The sequence below is a fragment of the Paraburkholderia strydomiana genome, assembly GCF_046030495.1.
Lineage (GTDB): Bacteria > Pseudomonadota > Gammaproteobacteria > Burkholderiales > Burkholderiaceae > Paraburkholderia > Paraburkholderia strydomiana_A.
In genome coordinates, this window is record NZ_JAQQCJ010000004.1 from 17,156 (window position 1) to 34,454 (window position 17,299).

The following is a 17,299-nucleotide window of genomic DNA, read 5'->3' on the forward strand; positions in this document are numbered from 1 at the left end:
TGCCACTGGGAGGCACCAAAACAAAAGCCCTTGACCGTTAGATCAAGGGCTTCGGTGCAACTGGTGGCGAATCAGGGACTCGAACCCCGGACCTGCGGATTATGATTCCGTCGCTCTAACCAACTGAGCTAATTCGCCGAAAGAAGCGAGATTATGCTGACCGCGCCGGAGGCTGTCAACCCCCGGCGCACAACTTTTTTAATTACCCGGACTATCACGCGTTTCAATCCTTCGCGTAGATGTCCGAGTCCTTGGTCTCCCGCACGAACAGCATGCCGATCACGAACGTAACTAGCGCGATCACGATCGGATACCACAGCCCCGAATAGATGTTGCCCTTTGCCGCGACGATCGCGAACGCCGTGGCCGGCAGGAACCCGCCGAACCAGCCATTGCCGATGTGATACGGCAGCGACATCGACGTATAGCGAATCCGCGTCGGGAACATTTCCACCAGCATCGCCGCAATCGGACCGTAGACCATCGTCACGTAGATCACGAGGATCGTCAGGATCACCACGCTCATCGGCCAGTTGATCTGCGAGGGATCGGCCTTCGCCGGATAGCCCGCGGCCTTCAGCGTCGCGGCGAGCGTCGTGTCGAACAGCTTGCCTTGCTCCTTCGCATCGGCGGCGCGGCCGTCGAACGTGTTGACCACCGTATCGCCGACCCGGATCTGCGCCTGCGTGCCCGCCGGCGCCGCGACGTTCTCGTAGTTCAGGCCCGCCCGCGACAGCGCGCTCTTCGCGATGTCACAGGAGCTCGTGAACTTCGCCGTGCCGACCGGATTGAACTGGAACGAGCACTGCGCCGGGTCCGCGATCACGACGATCGGAGCCCGCAGCGTTGCGGCTTCCAGCGCCGGGTTCGTGTAGTGCGCGAGCGCCTTGAACAGCGGGAAGTAGGTGAGCGCGGCGATCAGCAGGCCCGCCATGATGATCGGCTTGCGGCCGATGCGGTCCGACAGCGAGCCGAAGAACAGGAAGAACGGCGTGCCGATCAGGAGCGCGATTGCGATCATGATGTTGGCGCTGCTGCCGTCGACCTTCAGTGTCTGCGTCAGGAAGAACAGCGTGTAGAACTGGCCCGTGTACCACACCACGGCCTGGCCGGCGGTCAGACCGATCAGCGCGAGAATCACGACCTTCAGGTTCTTCCATTGGCCGAATGCTTCGGAAAGCGGTGCCTTGGACGTCTTGCCCTCCGCCTTGATGCGCTCGAACACCGGCGATTCATGCAGTTGCAGGCGAATCCACACCGACACGGCCAGCAGCAGAATCGAGGCGACGAACGGAATGCGCCAGCCCCAAGCGCCGAACGCGTCTTCGCCCATTGCCGTGCGCACGCCGAGAATCACCAGCAGCGACAGGAACAGGCCGAGCGTGGCGGTGGTCTGGATCCAAGCCGTATAGAAGCCGCGGCGTCCCGCCGGCGCATGTTCCGCCACGTAGGTCGCGGCGCCGCCGTACTCGCCGCCGAGTGCGAGGCCTTGCAGCATCCGCATGGCGATGAAGATCACCGGCGAAGCGATGCCGATCGCCGCGTAGCCCGGCAGAAAGCCGACCAGGAACGTCGACAGGCCCATGATCACGATCGTGACGAGGAACGTGTACTTGCGCCCGACCATGTCGCCGAGCCGCCCGAACACGATCGCGCCGAACGGCCGGACCGCGAAGCCCGCGGCAAAGCTGAGCAGCGTGAAGATGAAAGCGGCCGTCGGATTGACGCCGGAGAAGAAGCTTTTGCTGATGAAGGCCGCGAGCGAGCCGGCCAGATAGAAGTCGTACCACTCGAAAATCGTCCCTAGCGACGATGCGAAGATCACCCGCTTCTCCTCGCGCGTCATCGGCACGTGCGAGATTTGCCCGCCAACGGTAGCCATATGCTGTCTCCAATATTGATATGCACGCGGAGCGCCGGTAAAAGCGTTCCCGTGAAACCGATTATTGGAGTGGAAACTTACGGCGCACTGACGTGGCGAGGTGAATGAGCAGAATCCGAAATGCAGGCTTCGGTTTGGCAACGTCTGTTAAATGCCTGGAAAATTTCCGCAAGATTCGCCTAACGTATCTCAAAAACCCGTGTGCGAGTTTTGCCGTTCAGGGCGCGTTAGGGTAAGTCCCGCCCCGCTCATGCACATGCAAACTGACACGCACGAGCGTCCCCGCAAGCCGCGGCGACTCCTGATAGACGTTGTCTTCGATGGCCAGCACGCCGCCGTGCATGGTCGCGATCTCGCGGACGATCGCCAGCCCCAGCCCGCTGCCGTCGCCTTCGCGGCCGAGAATCCGGTAGAAGCGCTCGATCACCCGCGACCGTTCGGCGACCGGAATGCCGAGGCCGGTATCTTCGACTTCCAGATGCACCAGCCGTGCCGCCGCTTCGTGTCTCACCCGAACGGTGATGCGCCCGCCCGCCGGCGTGTAGCGGATCGCATTGTCGATCAGGTTCGACAGCATTTCGCGCAGCATCACCGGATTGCCGTCGACTTCGACGGGTCCGTCGGGCGCTTCGTAGCCGAGGTCCATCTGCTTGGCGAGCGCGGCCTGCACCCAGTCGCGCACGGCGTTGCGCGCGACCTCGCTTACCTCGACCGGCGCGAATATCTGCCCCGACATACGGTTTTCCGCACGCGCCAGCGCCAGCAACTGCGTGACGAGCCGCGCGGCGTGCTCCGAACTGGTGGCGATCTGTTCGAGCGAGCGGTGCACTTCCGCCGACACGTCTTGGCGCAGCGCCAGTTCGGCCTGCATGCGCAAGCCGGCGAGCGGGGTTTTCATCTGATGCGCGGCGTCGGCGATGAAGCGCTTCTGCAACTCCATGTTTTGTTCGAGGCGCGTCAGCAGATCGTTGAAGGACGTCACCAGCGGCTCGATTTCCGGCGGCGCGCGGCGCGCTTCGAGCGGCGACAGATCGTCCGGGCGCCGCGCGCGGATGTGCGCCTGCAGCGCATGCAGCGGCGCAAGGCCGCGCGACAGGCCGAACCACACCAGCAGGATCGCGAGCGGCAGAATCACGAACTGCGGCAGGATCACGCCTTTGATGATGTCGTTGGCCAGCTGGCTGCGCTTGTCGAGCGTTTCGGCGACCTGCACCAGCACGGGCTGCGCGCCGGGCGTGCGCGGAAACTCGACGGTGGTGTAGGCGATGCGGATGTCGTTGCCGTGCAGCATGTCGTCGCGGAATTCGACGATGCCCGGCGGCGGCCGGTCCTCTTCATGCGGCAGCGGCATGTCGCGCTCGCCGCTCACCAGTTCGCCGCGCGTGCCGAGCACCTGATAGAACACGCTGTCGACGTTGTCGGCGCGCAGGAAGTCGCGCGTCGAGTCGGGCAGCGACAGTTCCGCGACGCCATTGACCGGATGGATCTGGCGGGCGAGCACGTAGGCGTCGGTTTCGAGCGCGCGGTCGAACGGGCCGTCCGCAATCGATTTGGCGACCAGGTAGGTGACCGCGAGGCTCATCGGCCAGAGCAGCAGCAGCGGCGCCAGCATCCAGTCGAGAATTTCGCCGAATAGCGAGCGCGGGCGGGCTGCGGCGGCGGCCTCGGTTTCGTCGGGCGGGGCGAACGGATTGGCGTAGCGCTCGTCGCGCGCCTCGTCGAGGTCCGCCGCGTGCGCCGCCGGGGCGCGATCTGCGCGCGCGGACATGGATGCCCTCTATTTGTAGTGATGGCTCGCCGGCATCGCGCCGGACGGCGGCGAGGCGGGCGGGTCGGGCTCGGCGGGGGCGGGGGTGCCGGCGCCCGCGCCGGCGGGCGCCGCGGCTTTTTCGAGGCAGTAGCCGAGGCCGCGCACGGTGATGATGCGCACGCCGCTCGGCTCGATCTTCTTGCGCAGGCGGTGCACGTAAACTTCGATCGCGTTATTGCTGACTTCCTCGCCCCATTCGCACAGGTGGTCGACGAGTTGTTCCTTCGAGACCAGCCGGCCGATCCGTTGCAGCAGTACTTCGAGCAAGCCGAGTTCACGCGCCGACAAGTCGATCACCTGCTCGTTCACATAGGCGATCCGGCCAACCTGGTCGAACGACAGCGAGCCATGCCGCACGACCGTCGGGCCGCCGCCCGCGCCGCGCCGCGTCAGTGCGCGCACGCGCGCTTCGAGTTCGTTTAGCGCGAAGGGCTTTGCCATGTAGTCGTCGGCGCCGAGGTCGAGGCCTTTGACGCGTTCGTCGACGCTGTCCGCGGCGGTCAGGATCAATACCGGCATGTGCGAATTGCGCGCGCGCAGGCGGCGCAGCACCTCGAGCCCGGACATGCGCGGCAAGCCCAGATCGAGGATCAATAGGTCGAAAGTCTGCATTGACAACGCGGTATCGGCTTCCACGCCGCTCTTCACGTGATCGACCGCATAGGCCGATTGGCGGAGTGATCGGACCAGACCGTCCGCGAGTATGCTGTCGTCTTCGGCAATCAGAATTCGCATGATGCGCCAGCCTGGCCTTGCCGGCACCGTGGGTGTTCCCGGCGCACAGCGGTCTCCGAAAATTATTGTGGGTAGTTTGGGCAGTGCGACGGTAAAAATGCGCGTTCGCATGAGAATCGCACTTGCCAAAACTACTGTTTTTTTATACAGTGTCTGGGTTTCGTGTGCTGTCCTTCAAAAATGGACGGTACACCTGCCTCAGACGCCGTTCATCATAGCAAAGGACGATTCATGGAAGAAAGCAAGAAAGGCTCGGCTGGACTGACTGCTGAAAAGAGCAAGGCGCTGGCTGCCGCGCTCGCGCAGATCGAAAAGCAGTTCGGCAAAGGGTCGGTCATGCGGCTCGGCGCAGGTGAGGTAGTCGAAGACATCCAGGTGGTTTCAACCGGATCGCTCGGCCTCGACATCGCGCTGGGCGTCGGCGGTTTGCCGCGTGGCCGTGTGGTCGAAATCTATGGTCCGGAATCGTCCGGTAAAACCACGCTGACGCTGCAGGTCATCGCCGAAATGCAGAAGATCGGCGGCACGGCGGCGTTCATCGACGCGGAACACGCGCTGGACATCCAGTACGCGGGCAAGCTTGGCGTGAACGTGAACGACCTGCTGGTTTCGCAGCCGGACACCGGCGAACAGGCGCTCGAAATCGCCGACGCGCTGGTGCGTTCGGGCTCGATCGACATGATCGTGATCGACTCGGTCGCGGCACTCGTGCCGAAGGCTGAAATCGAAGGCGAAATGGGCGACTCGCTGCCGGGTCTGCAAGCGCGTCTGATGTCGCAAGCGCTGCGCAAGCTCACCGGCACGATCAAGCGCACGAACTGTCTCGTGATCTTCATCAACCAGATCCGCATGAAGATCGGCGTGATGTTCGGCAACCCGGAAACCACCACGGGCGGCAACGCGCTGAAGTTCTACGCATCGGTGCGTCTGGACATTCGCCGAATCGGTTCGATCAAGAAGAACGACGAAGTGATCGGCAACGAAACGCGTGTGAAGGTCGTCAAGAACAAGGTGTCGCCCCCGTTCCGCGAAGCGATTTTCGACATTCTGTACGGCGAAGGTATTTCGCGCCAGGGCGAAATCATCGACCTGGGTGTACAGGCCAAGATCGTCGACAAGGCCGGTGCCTGGTACAGCTACAGCGGCGAGCGGATTGGTCAGGGCAAGGATAACGCGCGCGAATTCCTGCGTGAAAATCCGGACATCGCTCGCGAGATCGAAAACCGTATCCGCGAATCGCTGGGCGTCAATGCAATGGCGGAAGCCGTGACCGGCGCAGGCGCTGAAGTCGCGGACGAAGAAGAGTAAGCATCAAGTGATACGCAAGGGCCGACCGTTGTCCGATGGCGGACGCCATTCGGCCGGCCCGCGCGATGAAGGCGACGATCCGTTCGATCCATTCGAATCGTTCGACGCACACGACCGCGCTGCGGGCCACGGCCAGCAGCGCGCGCAGTCTGAACCCTCGCAGTCCTCAACCTCGGACCCTTCCGAGACCACCTACACCCGTTCGCGTCGCACACCTGGCGAAGCGAGACCGGGGCAAGATGAAGCAAAAAAATCCCAACGCCCGGCACGTTCGCTGAAAGGGCGCGCGCTCGGCTATCTGTCGCGCCGCGAATACAGTCGCGCCGAACTCGCACGCAAACTGAAGCCATTCGTTGAAGAAACCGATTCGCTCGATACGGTGCTCGACGCGCTGGAGGCCGAAAACTGGCTGTCCGACTCGCGTTTCGCGGAAAGCCTGGTTCATCGTCGCTCGTCGCGGCTGGGCGCGAACCGGATTCTCGGCGAACTGAAGCAGCACGCGCTCGACCAGACACTCGTCGAAGAAGCCAGCGCGCAATTGCGTGAGACCGAACTCGTGCGTGCTCAGGCCGTCTGGCGCAAAAAGTTCGGCCAGCTTCCCGAGACGCCCGCCGAGCGGGCCAAGCAGACGCGATTTCTGGCGGCGCGCGGTTTTTCGGGCGCCACGATCGGCAAAATCCTCAAAGGCCTCGACGAGGAGTGGGGCGGCGAATAGCCGCGTTGACTTCGGGCATCGTTTTTGGGCCGCCCCTTCCGGCCTCATACCCATTTCCTTCGAGACAGGCGCCCAGCCTCGCTGCCCGCCCTTGCGGATTCCAACCTGTCTCAAATACCCAGTATGCTAAAATTCGTGGGTTTTCCAATCCGGCCTTTCCTTCCCGCATGCCGCTTTCCCCGCCAGTGTCCCGTCAGTTGCGCCATCGTCGCGCAATCAGAGCGGAAGCCTATGAGCGAGCCGATGGCCTGTGGGATGTGGAAGCGTGCTTGACCGACGAAAAACCACGCGATGTGGCGCTTGCGTCGGGCGTCCGGCCCAATGGTCAGCCGATCCATGAACTCTGGCTTCGCATCACCATCGATCGCAAGCTCAATGTCGTCGACGCCGAGGCGTCGTCCGACTGGGTGCCCTATCCTGGTTTGTGCCAAGTCAGCAATCCCGCCTACCGTGCCCTCATCGGGCTCAATCTCCAGCACAATTTCCGTCGCGATGCTGCCCGTTTGCTCGGCGGCACGGCCGGTTGCACGCATCTCACCGAGCTGTGTGCGATCCTGCCGACCGCCGCGATTCAGGCATTCGCCGGCGACGTGTGGAACACCGGTGACTCCAATGGCGACACGCGAGGCGCGAGCGCAGGTTCAGGAGACGAATCGTCTAACAGCACAGGCGAGCATTCCAACGACAAACCGCCATTCCAGCTGGGACGCTGCCACGCGCTGCGTTTCGACGGCGAGGCGGTGCAACAGTTTTATCCGCGCTGGTATGGCCACGCACCGCATTCAGTGGATCGCGCGGCATCGTCAGGCGAGGGCGGCAACGCGTCCGGCATGAACGACGGCAGCGGAAACGAAGTTCAATCCAACTCTCAGACTGAAGGGAATCACGCATGAAGATTCACGAGTACCAGGGTAAGGAAATCCTGCGGAAATTCGGCGTCGCGGTACCGCGCGGCAAGCCGGTCTTCTCGGTGGATGATGCGGTCAAGGCCGCGGAAGAGCTCGGCGGCCCGGTATGGGTCGTGAAGGCTCAGATCCACGCGGGTGGCCGTGGCAAGGGCGGCGGCGTGAAGGTCGCCAAGTCGCTGGAACAGGTTCGCGAATACTCGAACCAGATCCTCGGCATGCAGCTCGTCACGCACCAGACCGGTCCGGAAGGCCAGAAGGTGAACCGTCTGCTGATCGAAGAAGGCGCTGACATCAAGAAGGAACTGTATGTCGGCCTCGTGATCGATCGCGTTTCGCAGAAGATCGTCGTGATGGCATCGAGCGAAGGCGGCATGGACGTCGAGGAAGTCGCGGAAAAGACGCCTGAGCTGATCCACAAGATCGCCGTCGACCCGGCGACCGGTCTGAAGGATGCTGAAGCCGACGAACTCGCAACGAAGATCGGCGTGCCCGCCGCTTCGCTGCCGCAAGCGCGCGCGATCCTGCAAGGCCTGTACAAGGCATTCTGGGAAACCGACGCATCGCTGGCCGAAATCAACCCGCTGATCCTGACCGGCGACGGCAAGGTCATCGCGCTCGACGCCAAGTTCAACTTCGATTCGAACGCACTGTTCCGTCATCCGGAAATCGTCGCGTACCGCGATCTGGACGAAGAAGATCCGGCTGAAGTCGAAGCATCGAAGTTCGACCTCGCATACATCTCGCTCGACGGCAACATCGGCTGCCTCGTGAACGGCGCTGGCCTCGCAATGGCAACGATGGACACCATCAAGCTGTTCGGCGGCGAACCGGCGAACTTCCTCGACGTGGGCGGTGGCGCCACGACCGAGAAGGTCACGGAAGCGTTCAAGATCATGCTGAAGAACCCGAACCTGACTGCGATTCTGGTCAACATTTTCGGCGGCATCATGCGCTGCGACGTGATCGCGGAAGGCGTGATCGCGGCGTCGAAGGCCGTGTCGCTGAAGGTGCCGCTCGTGGTCCGCATGAAGGGCACGAACGAAGACCTGGGCAAGAAGATGCTCGCCGAATCCGGTCTGCCGATCATCGCGGCGGACAGCATGGAAGAAGCGGCTCAGAAGGTCGTCGCGGCCGCTGCGGGCAAGGCGTAAGCCAAACCCCAAGCGCGTTTACCAGGATTACGAATGGCGGCGTGCGAGCGACGCGGGCGAGAACATTCCGCCTCGCGGCGCAACCGCATGACGCCAAACGAACAGAGGTTTATACATGTCGATTCTGATTAACAAAGACACCAAGGTCATCACGCAGGGCATCACCGGCAAGACCGGTCAGTTCCACACGCGTGCTTGCCGTGAATATGCAAACGGCCGCGAAGCGTACGTTGCAGGCGTGAACCCGAAGAAGGCCGGCGAAGATTTCGAAGGCATTCCTATCTACGCTAGCGTCGCGGAAGCCAAGGCTGAAACGGGCGCGACCGTGTCGGTGATTTACGTTCCGCCGGCAGGCGCTGCTGCGGCAATCTGGGAAGCGGTCGAAGCCGACCTGGACCTCGCGATCTGTATCACGGAAGGCATTCCTGTCCGTGACATGATCGAGCTCAAGGCACGCATGCGCGCAAAGAACAGCAAGACGCTGCTGCTCGGACCGAACTGCCCGGGCACGATCACGCCGGACGAACTGAAGATCGGCATCATGCCGGGTCACATCCACCGCAAGGGCCGTATCGGCGTCGTGTCGCGTTCGGGCACGCTGACGTATGAAGCAGTCGGCCAGTTGACGGCGATTGGCCTCGGCCAATCGTCGGCAGTCGGTATCGGTGGCGACCCGATCAACGGTCTGAAGCACATCGACGTGATGAAGATGTTCAACGACGATCCGGATACGGACGCCGTCATCATGATCGGCGAAATCGGCGGTCCGGACGAAGCGAACGCCGCTGAGTGGATCAAGGACAACATGAAGAAGCCGGTGGTTGGCTTCATCGCGGGCGTCACGGCGCCTCCGGGCAAGCGCATGGGCCATGCTGGCGCGCTGATCTCGGGCGGTGCGGATACGGCTGAAGCGAAGCTGGAAATCATGGACGCGTGCGGCATCAAGGTCACGAAGAACCCGTCGGAAATGGCGCGTCTTCTGAAGGCGATGCTGTAAAAGCAAAATTCGCGTGCTGTTATGGCGCGTTTTTTGTTACGCTTACGAAGTCCTTTCGTGAGCGGGCGGTCCCGAAAAGCGGGGGAGTTTTAGGCTCCCCCGCTTTTTTATTGTCCGCGCGGCAGATTTTTTCTTATTCTTCTTCTCATGCTCGAGTTCCTCACCACCCTCCATTGGGGCGCGGTCTTCCAGATCATCGTCATCGACATCCTGCTGGGTGGCGATAACGCCGTCGTGATCGCCCTGGCCTGCCGCAATCTGCCGCCCGCGCAACGCATACGCGGCGTGCTGTGGGGCACGGCGGGGGCGATCGTGCTGCGAGTGGCGCTGATCGCGTTCGCCGTCGTGCTGCTCGACGTGCCGCTGCTGAAGTTCACGGGCGGGCTGTTGCTGCTGTGGATCGGCGTGCGTCTGATGGCGCCCGCGCACGACCCGCATGAGAACATCAAGCCGGCCGACCGGCTGATGTCGGCGATCAAAACCATCATCGTCGCGGATGCGGTGATGAGCCTCGACAACGTGATCGCCATTGCGGGCGCCGCCGAAGCGGCCGATGAACAGCATCGCCTCGCGCTGGTGATTTTCGGCCTGGTGGTGAGCATTCCACTGATCGTGTGGGGTAGCCAGATCGTCCTCAAGCTGCTCGACCGTTTCCCGATCATCATCCTGCTCGGTGCTGCTTTGTTGGGCTGGATCGCTGGCGGCCTGATCATCAACGACCCGGCCGGCGACCGTTGGCCGATTCTCGACACGCCCGCCGCCGAATACGGGATGAACATCGCGGGAGCGTTGTTCGTCGTGATCCTTGGCTACCTGTTAAAGCGTCGCAATGCCAATCGTGCGGCGGCGTGAGGCGCACGGGCCGCATGTGCGCATGTGCCGGAACCTGAACCAGAACTCGCCGCCGCTATAGCGCTTGAGCGCAACGTTAGCCGTTCGGCTGACTGTGGGCCGGGAGCGTCGCTGGCTACGATTGAAACGCCTGTCCCCGACCGAGGGCCAGGCGTTTTTCGTTTCAGGAGCCTGCCGATGATCGTTACCTTGCCGTATTCCCCTTATTCCCAGTCCTCGCTTGCCGCGCGCTCCCTGTTTGGGCGAGCGGCCTGGTCCGCGCGGCTCGCGCGCGTTTGCCGCCGCTTCGGCGTCGGCTTCACGCTGATCGAACTGATGATCGTGCTGGCGATCGTCGGTGTGATCGCGGCCTATGCGATTCCCGCGTACCAGGACTATCTGGCTCGCAGCCGGGTGGGCGAAGGCCTGTCACTTGCCTCGTCCGCGCGGCTCGCGGTCGCCGAAAACGCCGCGAGCGGCAATGCGTTCAGCGGCGGTTACGCGTCGCCGCCCGCGACCCGCAACGTGGAGTCCATCCGGGTCGACGACGACACCGGCCAGATTACGATCGCCTTCACGACGCGCGTCGCGCCCGCCGGTTCGAACACGCTCACGCTGGTGCCGTCGGTGCCCGACAATGCGGACGCACCGACCGCGCGGGTCGCGTTGGCCAAGGATTCGCTGCAAGCCGGCGCGCTGACGTGGGAGTGCTTCACGAGCGGCAAAACGGCGTCTTCGTTGCCGGCGCCGGGCGCGGGGCCCGCACCTGCGGAGGCGCCCACGCTGGCGTCGAATCTCGCACCGCCGGAATGCCGCTCGTGAATGAGCGCGTGATTCGGCCAACGCTTGCCGCATGAAGGCGGAGCGCACGTAAAAGGCTGATTTTCGGCATATTTCGGCCGGGCCGGCGCACAGCGCAAGGAATTTTTTGTATAGTGCGCCGGTTGCTTGACGCCCTACCGGTTACTCGATGCCCACCCCATTTGCGCGCTACCTGTCTCTCATTCTGTTGGCTCTCGCGTTGGTGCTGCCGTATGCGGTCGCCAACCATACGTACCCGATTCCGACCTTCTACGCTGAGTTCACCGCGCTCGCGCTGTATCTGCTGACCGGTGCAGGTGTCGTGCTGCTGATGGCGACGGCGAGACCACGCATTACGTTCGCCTCGCCGACGGTCGCGCTGGTGCCGTTGCTGTTCGGACTGGTGCTGGTCGCGCAAGCGGTGCTGCTGCCGGTCGCGCAACCCTCAATGAACTGGCTCGGCGGCGGTTTCCTGCTCGCGGGGTTCATGGCGGTTCATGCCGGCTACGGCTTTTCGCGCGCCAAGCTCGACGAGACGGCATTGCGCTGGGCGGCTGGCGCGCTGATCGTGGGTGGGTTGTTCGCGGTGTTCAGTCAGGTGATCCAGCTCTTTCACCTGGAGACGCGCGTGGCGCCGTTCGTCGTTGCGTATAACGTGACGGTCGAACGCCGGCCGTTCGGCAATATGGCGCAGGCGAACCACCTCGCCACCTATATCGCGTTCGCAATGGCGGGCGCGCTGTTCCTCGTGCAGACGCGGCGGCTGGCCGTCGGCATCTGGCTGCTCGTATCGACGATCTTCGCGGCGGGACTGGCGCTGACCGTTTCGCGCGGCCCGTGGCTACAGATGGGGGTGACCGTCGTTGCGGGTTTCTGGATGGCGTTCGCGCAGATCCGCAGCGAACCGCTGCTACGCCGCAGCAACCGTGAGTGGCTCATCCCGATCGCTCTCGCCGTCCTGTTCTTCGTGGTCAATGCGCTGATCCGCTGGGCCAATGTGCACTATCACCTGGAGCTCGGACAGTCGGCGGCGGACCGCTTCAAGGACGCCGGTCAGATCGCGCCGCGCCTCGCGCTGTGGAAGTACGGCTGGACGATGTTCAGGACCCATCCGCTGCTGGGCGTCGGTTGGGGCGAATTTCCGAGCTACCAGTACGAACTGGTGAGGACGCTCGGCGGCGTCGAGATCGCCAATAATTCGCACGACATCTTCATCGATCTGCTTGCGAAGACCGGCCTGATCGGCGTAGCGATCGTGCTGCTCGGGCTCGTCGCCTGGCTGGTGCGCGTGGTGCGTGCCCCGCAAAGCGCGACGCGCGTGTTCGGCATCGCGCTGATTGGCGTGCTGACGATGCATGCGCTGGTCGAATATCCGCAGCAGTACATGTTCTTCCTGTTGCCGGCGATGTTCGTGTTCGGCTTGCTCGAAACGCGCCCGCTGCGGCTCGTGCCCGCACGTTTGTCGTTCGGCGCGTTTGCTGTGGTGGTGTTCGGCGGGCTGGCCGCGCTCTATCCGGTATATCGCGACTATGCGCGCGCGGAGGTGCTGTATTACGGCTCGCGGCCGGCGGAGCAATACACGGCGGCGCCGTCGTTCCTGTTCCGGGCGTGGGGCGAGTACGGCCTTGCGACGTTGCAGCCGATGAATTCGGTCGACCTGCAACGCAAGCTCGCGATGCACAGGCAGGCCATTGCGCTGCTGCCGGGCGAAACCGTATTACGACGCTATGCGGTGCTGCAGGCGCTGAGCGGAGATACGGCGGCGGCGCTCGACACCGTCGAACGCCTGAAGATTTTTGCCGAGGAGTTGAAGGACTGGCCGTCGCAACTGGGTTATCTGTACCAGTTGACCGATGAGCACAAGTCGCTGGCCGCCTTCAAGGCGGAACTCGTCAAGCGCTATGGCATGCCGTCGTCCGACGTCAATCAGGACGACGACGAGAGCGACGAGGATTGACGCCGGTCGCGTCCGTCGCAAAGAATCAAAGCGTCAGGGGGAAGGGGATTGATGGCGTAAGCCGCCGTCAACCCGCTACCCAATCCCCAGACTTTCCGCCGTGCTTCTCCAGCACGCGCACGTCGGTGATCGTCATGCCGCGATCCACCGCCTTGCACATGTCGTACACCGTCAGCAGCCCCACCTGCACGGCGGTCAGCGCTTCCATCTCCACACCCGTTCGGCCAAGCGTTTCCACCTGAACCGTGCAGTGCACGCCAGGTAGCGTTTCATCGAGTTCGAAGTCCACTTTTACGCGCGTCAGCGCGAGCGGGTGACAAAGCGGGATCAGATCGGCGGTGCGCTTCGAGCCTTGAATCGCCGCAATGCGCGCAATGCCGATCACGTCGCCCTTTTTGGCGTTGCCGTCGCGGATCAGCGCGAATGTCTGCGGCAGCATGCGGATCGAGCCGCGCGCGACGGCGATGCGCTTGGTCTCCTGCTTGCCGCCGACGTCCACCATATGCGCTTGGCCCGCGGCGTCGAAATGAGTGAGTTCAGGCATGGTTGGCTCCTTCAGAGGGCGCCTATCATAGCAGTGCGACGCAGCCCACCCGGATCACCGCATCGACTGATTACAATTGCCCTGTGCCCGCTATCTTAGTCCGAGCCGCGGGCGTCGCTTTCCGACTTCGTTATCGACCTCGCGATGCGTCTGAAACGGTTTCTTGCTGCGTTGTTGTCTGTCGCGCTCGCGGCGCCGCCGGGCGCGTTCGCGCAATCGCATGCCGCGCCGAAACTCGCGCTCAACGCGCAGCCGGCCGAATCGCCGTTGATCAGCGGCCCGGCCGATGCCTACGCCGACCCGCTCTTGCCACCCGACATCGCGCAAGGCGTGTTCGGCGTGTACGGCGGCGCGCAGAGCCGCCTCTCCGGCAACGCCGGTGTGAACAGCAGTTTGCGCGCGCCGATCGCCACCCAGCAATTGCCCGATCTCGGCAACGGCGGCTCAGGTGCGTTGACGCCGCAGGCCGAGCGCAAGCTCGGCGAGCGCGTGATGCGCGAAGTGCGCCGCGACCCCGACTATCTCGACGACTGGCTCGTGCGCGACTACCTGAATTCGGTGGCCGCCAAACTCGCGGCGGCGGCGAGCGCGCTGTATATCGGCGGCTATCGCCCGGACTTCGAGCTGTTCGCGGTGCGCGATCCGCAGATCAACGCGTTTTCGCTGCCGGGTGGGTTCATCGGTGTGAACACCGGCTTGATCGCGGCGACGCAGACCGAGTCCGAACTGGCGTCGGTGCTGGGTCACGAAATGGGCCACGTGTTGCAGCGTCACATCTCGCGGATGATCTCGGCCAGCGAGCGCAGCAGCTATGCCGCGCTCGCCGGCCTGCTGTTCGGCGTGCTGGCGGGCGTGCTTGCGCACAGCGGGGACCTGGGCAGCGCAATTGCGATCGGCGGCCAGGCGTATGCGGTCGACAACCAGTTGCGCTTTTCGCGTTCCGCCGAGCACGAGGCCGACCGGGTCGGTTTTCTGCTGCTGGCCGGCGCGGGCTACGACCCGTACGCGATGGTGACCTTCTTCGGCCGGCTCGATCGCGCGGCGATGAGCGACACGGGTGTTCCCGCATACGCGCGCACGCATCCGTTGACCGGCGAGCGGATCGCGGACATGGAAGACCGTGCGCGCCGCGCGCCGTACCGGCAGCCGCATCAGGCGCCCGAATACGGTTTCGTGCGAGCACGGGCGCGTTTGCTGCAGGACCGCTCGCGCAGCGAGTACGCGGACGAAATTTCGCGCCTGCGCTCGGAGATCGACGACCGCACCGCGGTCAACGTCGCGGCGAACTGGTACGGCATTGCGTATGGACAGATGCTGCTCGACCGTTATGACGACGCGGTGGCGTCACTCGCGACTTCGCGTACGGCATTCGCGACCGGCGAGCGCACCGAAGGCGAACCCGCGCGCAGTTCGCCGAGCCTCGACGTGCTGGCCGCCGACATCGCCCGGCGTACTGGCCGCAACGACGAAGCCGCGCGTCTCGCGGAGTTTGCGCAGAAGCGCTGGCCGCAGTCGAATGCCGCGATCGACATGCACATCCGCACCTTGCTGACCTTGCACCGTTTCGCCGATGCGCAGGCGCTCGCGCAGAACGAAACGCGCGCGCACCCGGATCAGCCTGCCTGGTGGCTGTATCTCGCCCAAGCGAGCGCGGGCAGCGGCGATGCGTTGACGCAGCATCGGGCGATGGCGGAGAAGTTCGCGCTGGAGGGCGCGTGGTCGTCGGCGATCCGGCAACTGAAGGACGCGCGCGATCTGAAAACGATCGGCTATTACGATCTCGCGACCGTCGATGCGCGCCTGCACGAAATGGAGAGCCGCTACAAGGAAGAGCGGCTCGATGAGAAGAGCTAGTTCGCGGTTAAGGCGGGTCCGGTGTCATCTGTGCGCGCTGGCTGAGGCACGAACGTCGTGCGCGCCAAGCCCTGGACCTACCTAAACCCTCGCCGCCGGACTCGGCTCGAACCCGAAGCGCGTGGCGACCTCGCCGCGCCGTATCGCTTGCAGCGGCAACACGGTCTCGTTGTTCCAGTGGAACTCGCCGCTCATCGAATCGTCGGCGAGCGTCGCGTGATTGGAGAAGATTTCCAGATCGTGATCGTGCAGAACCGCGACTCTCGGGTGCGCAGAATTGTCGGCACCGTCGGCACTGTCGGCAAACAGAATCCCGCCCTCTTCGTCGACAAACGCAGCCGCGGGCTCAAAGGCGCCGCCTGCCTGGTCCTGCAGCGCGAGCGTCCCATCGGCGTTCGCCGACAACCGCACCACCCAAGGCGTGTAACCCAACTCGACGTAGACCCGCTGCGGGCCATTCTGGAAAAACCACTGTCCGTGTTCGTCGGCGCCGTAGTTCCGGTTAATGAAGCCGAGCAGTGCCTCATGCCGGATCGGCGTGCCCGGCGAGCCGCTCGCCTGGGCCGTTTCGTCACGCATACGCCAGTTGCCGCGCCGGTCCAGCATCAGCCAGCCCGTGCAGCTCGGCACGTTCGGCCACTTGGCCAAAGCCTGTTTGACGATGTCATCCATGATCGACGTGCCGCTCCAGGTAGCCGAACACGCGCCGCGACAGCCAGTCGATGCGGCCCGGGAACGGTCCGGTCATGAAGCCGGCGTGGCCGCCATGCTTCGGTTGGTCAAGCTCCACCGCCGCCGAGACTTCATGCCGCGATGGCAGGGCCTCGGCCGGCAGGAAAGGGTCGTTGCGCGCATTGAGCACCAGCGTCGGCACCTGAATGTGCGGTAATAGCGGCCGCGTGGTCGCGCTGCTCCAGTAGTCGTCGGTATCGCGAAAGCCGTGCAGCGGCGCGGTCACCACGTTGTCGAATTCGTACATGGTGCGGCTCGCCAGCATCGCGTCGCGGTCGAACAGGCCGGGAAACTGGGCCAGCTTCTGCTCGGCCTTCTGCTTGAGCGTCTTCAGGAAACTGCGCGTGTAGACGAGGCCGAAGCCCTGCGACAATGCACGGCCGCCGGCATGCACGTCGATCGGCGTCGAAATCGCGGCCGCCGCCGCGACCACCGACGCGGCGTCCTCGCGCCGTTCGCCGAGCCAGCGCAGCAGCACATTGCCGCCCAGCGACACACCCGCCGCCACGACCGGCCCGCGATGCGCGGCGCGCAAACGGCGCAGCACCCAGTCGACTTCGTTGCTGTCGGCGAGGTGATAAAAGCGCGGCAGGCGGTTCATCGTACCGCTGCAACTGCGAAAGTGCGGCACGACGCCGTGCCAGCCGTAGTCGCGCGCGGCCGCCATCAACGTCGCCGCGTAGTGCGAACCCGAACTGCCTTCGAGGCCGTGAAACAGCACGAACAGTGGGGCGTCGGCGGCGGGCGTACGGGGCGCGGCGGGCTGGCCGTCCGGCACGACCCAGTCGAGATCGATGAAATCGCCGTCGGGCGTATCCCAGCGCTCGCGGCGAAACGACACCGCCGGGCGGCGCGCGAACAGCGACGGGACAATGGTCTGCGCATGCCGGTTCGGCAGCCACAGCGGGGCACGGTAGAGCAGCTCGACAGTGGCCTCGACGGCGGCCGCGACCGTGGCTTGGGCCGTGCCGGAGGAAACGGATTTATCGTGCGTCGAACTCATGCCGGCGTTGGAGCAAAAAAATAAAGCGCGAATCTGAATCTGAAACCGTGCCTGAAACTGAACCGCAAGCG

At 64.0% G+C, this 17,299-nt stretch carries 15 protein-coding genes and 1 tRNA gene; 9 read left to right on the forward strand and 7 right to left on the reverse strand.

Features of this window, described 5'->3' with window-relative positions; translation table 11 throughout:
- Window positions 1-61 precede the first annotated feature (61 nt).
- The 4 genes from PQQ53_RS07000 to PQQ53_RS07015 all read right to left on the reverse strand — a co-directional run bounded on the left by PQQ53_RS07000 (window position 62) and on the right by PQQ53_RS07015 (window position 4,427).
- Window positions 62-138, reverse strand: a tRNA-Met gene (locus tag PQQ53_RS07000).
- Between the two features lie 85 nt (window positions 139-223).
- Entirely contained in the window at window positions 224-1,882 is a 1,659-nt protein-coding gene (locus tag PQQ53_RS07005; protein WP_408140429.1) for an MFS transporter, read from the reverse strand.
- Between the two features lie 217 nt (window positions 1,883-2,099).
- Window positions 2,100-3,650, reverse strand: coding sequence for a sensor histidine kinase (locus PQQ53_RS07010; protein WP_408323548.1), 1,551 nt, complete (start codon window positions 3,648-3,650; stop codon window positions 2,100-2,102).
- Window positions 3,651-3,659: 9 nt separating this feature from the next.
- On the reverse strand, window positions 3,660-4,427 hold the full coding sequence (locus PQQ53_RS07015) for a response regulator (RefSeq protein WP_408152369.1): 768 nt from the start codon (window positions 4,425-4,427) through the stop codon (window positions 3,660-3,662).
- A 231-nt stretch (window positions 4,428-4,658) separates the two neighbouring features.
- Here PQQ53_RS07015 and recA point away from each other — a divergent pair, with 231 nt between their 5' ends.
- The 8 genes from recA (at window position 4,659) to PQQ53_RS07055 (ending at window position 13,095) form a co-directional block, all read left to right on the forward strand.
- Window positions 4,659-5,735 (forward strand): recombinase RecA, encoded by a 1,077-nt coding sequence (gene recA / locus PQQ53_RS07020; protein ID WP_042321135.1) that lies wholly within the window; start codon window positions 4,659-4,661, stop codon window positions 5,733-5,735.
- Between the two features lie 7 nt (window positions 5,736-5,742).
- Window positions 5,743-6,450 carry a recombination regulator RecX gene (gene recX, locus PQQ53_RS07025; RefSeq protein ID WP_408152370.1) on the forward strand — a complete coding sequence of 236 codons (708 nt, stop codon included), beginning with the start codon at window positions 5,743-5,745 and terminating at the stop codon, window positions 6,448-6,450.
- Window positions 6,451-6,617: 167 nt separating this feature from the next.
- Window positions 6,618-7,343 (forward strand): DUF2889 domain-containing protein, encoded by a 726-nt coding sequence (locus PQQ53_RS07030; RefSeq protein WP_408323549.1) that lies wholly within the window; start codon window positions 6,618-6,620, stop codon window positions 7,341-7,343.
- Window positions 7,340-8,509, forward strand: a complete 1,170-nt coding sequence (gene sucC / locus PQQ53_RS07035; RefSeq protein WP_064268774.1) for an ADP-forming succinate--CoA ligase subunit beta — start codon at window positions 7,340-7,342, stop codon at window positions 8,507-8,509. Before PQQ53_RS07030 ends, sucC begins: the two co-directional genes overlap by 4 nt.
- Window positions 8,510-8,624: 115 nt before the next feature.
- Window positions 8,625-9,506, forward strand: coding sequence for a succinate--CoA ligase subunit alpha (gene sucD / locus PQQ53_RS07040; RefSeq protein ID WP_228875199.1), 882 nt, complete (start codon window positions 8,625-8,627; stop codon window positions 9,504-9,506).
- Between the two features lie 147 nt (window positions 9,507-9,653).
- Window positions 9,654-10,358, forward strand: coding sequence for a TerC family protein (locus tag PQQ53_RS07045; RefSeq protein ID WP_408140440.1), 705 nt, complete (start codon window positions 9,654-9,656; stop codon window positions 10,356-10,358).
- Window positions 10,359-10,535: 177 nt separating this feature from the next.
- On the forward strand, window positions 10,536-11,159 hold the full coding sequence (locus PQQ53_RS07050) for a pilin (protein ID WP_408152371.1): 624 nt from the start codon (window positions 10,536-10,538) through the stop codon (window positions 11,157-11,159).
- Window positions 11,160-11,307: 148 nt separating this feature from the next.
- Window positions 11,308-13,095 carry a PglL family O-oligosaccharyltransferase gene (locus PQQ53_RS07055; RefSeq protein WP_408323550.1) on the forward strand — a complete coding sequence of 596 codons (1,788 nt, stop codon included), beginning with the start codon at window positions 11,308-11,310 and terminating at the stop codon, window positions 13,093-13,095.
- Between the two features lie 67 nt (window positions 13,096-13,162).
- On the opposite strand, the gene moaC is transcribed toward PQQ53_RS07055, so the two are convergent.
- Window positions 13,163-13,639, reverse strand: a complete 477-nt coding sequence (moaC, locus tag PQQ53_RS07060) for a cyclic pyranopterin monophosphate synthase MoaC (protein ID WP_408152373.1) — start codon at window positions 13,637-13,639, stop codon at window positions 13,163-13,165.
- Window positions 13,640-13,783: 144 nt separating this feature from the next.
- On the opposite strand from moaC, the gene PQQ53_RS07065 reads away from it, so the two are divergent.
- Window positions 13,784-15,493, forward strand: coding sequence for a M48 family metalloprotease (locus PQQ53_RS07065; RefSeq protein ID WP_408140448.1), 1,710 nt, complete (start codon window positions 13,784-13,786; stop codon window positions 15,491-15,493).
- Window positions 15,494-15,574: 81 nt separating this feature from the next.
- Here the strand turns inward: PQQ53_RS07065 and PQQ53_RS07070 are convergent, their stop codons facing one another.
- The gene (locus tag PQQ53_RS07070; RefSeq protein WP_408323551.1) at window positions 15,575-16,165 is read right to left on the reverse strand and encodes a DUF2946 family protein; all 591 of its coding nucleotides are present in this window, start codon (window positions 16,163-16,165) and stop codon (window positions 15,575-15,577) included.
- Window positions 16,158-17,228, reverse strand: coding sequence for a hydrolase (locus tag PQQ53_RS07075; RefSeq protein ID WP_408140452.1), 1,071 nt, complete (start codon window positions 17,226-17,228; stop codon window positions 16,158-16,160). The genes PQQ53_RS07070 and PQQ53_RS07075 overlap by 8 nt, the downstream gene beginning before the upstream one ends.
- Window positions 17,229-17,299 lie beyond the last annotated feature (71 nt).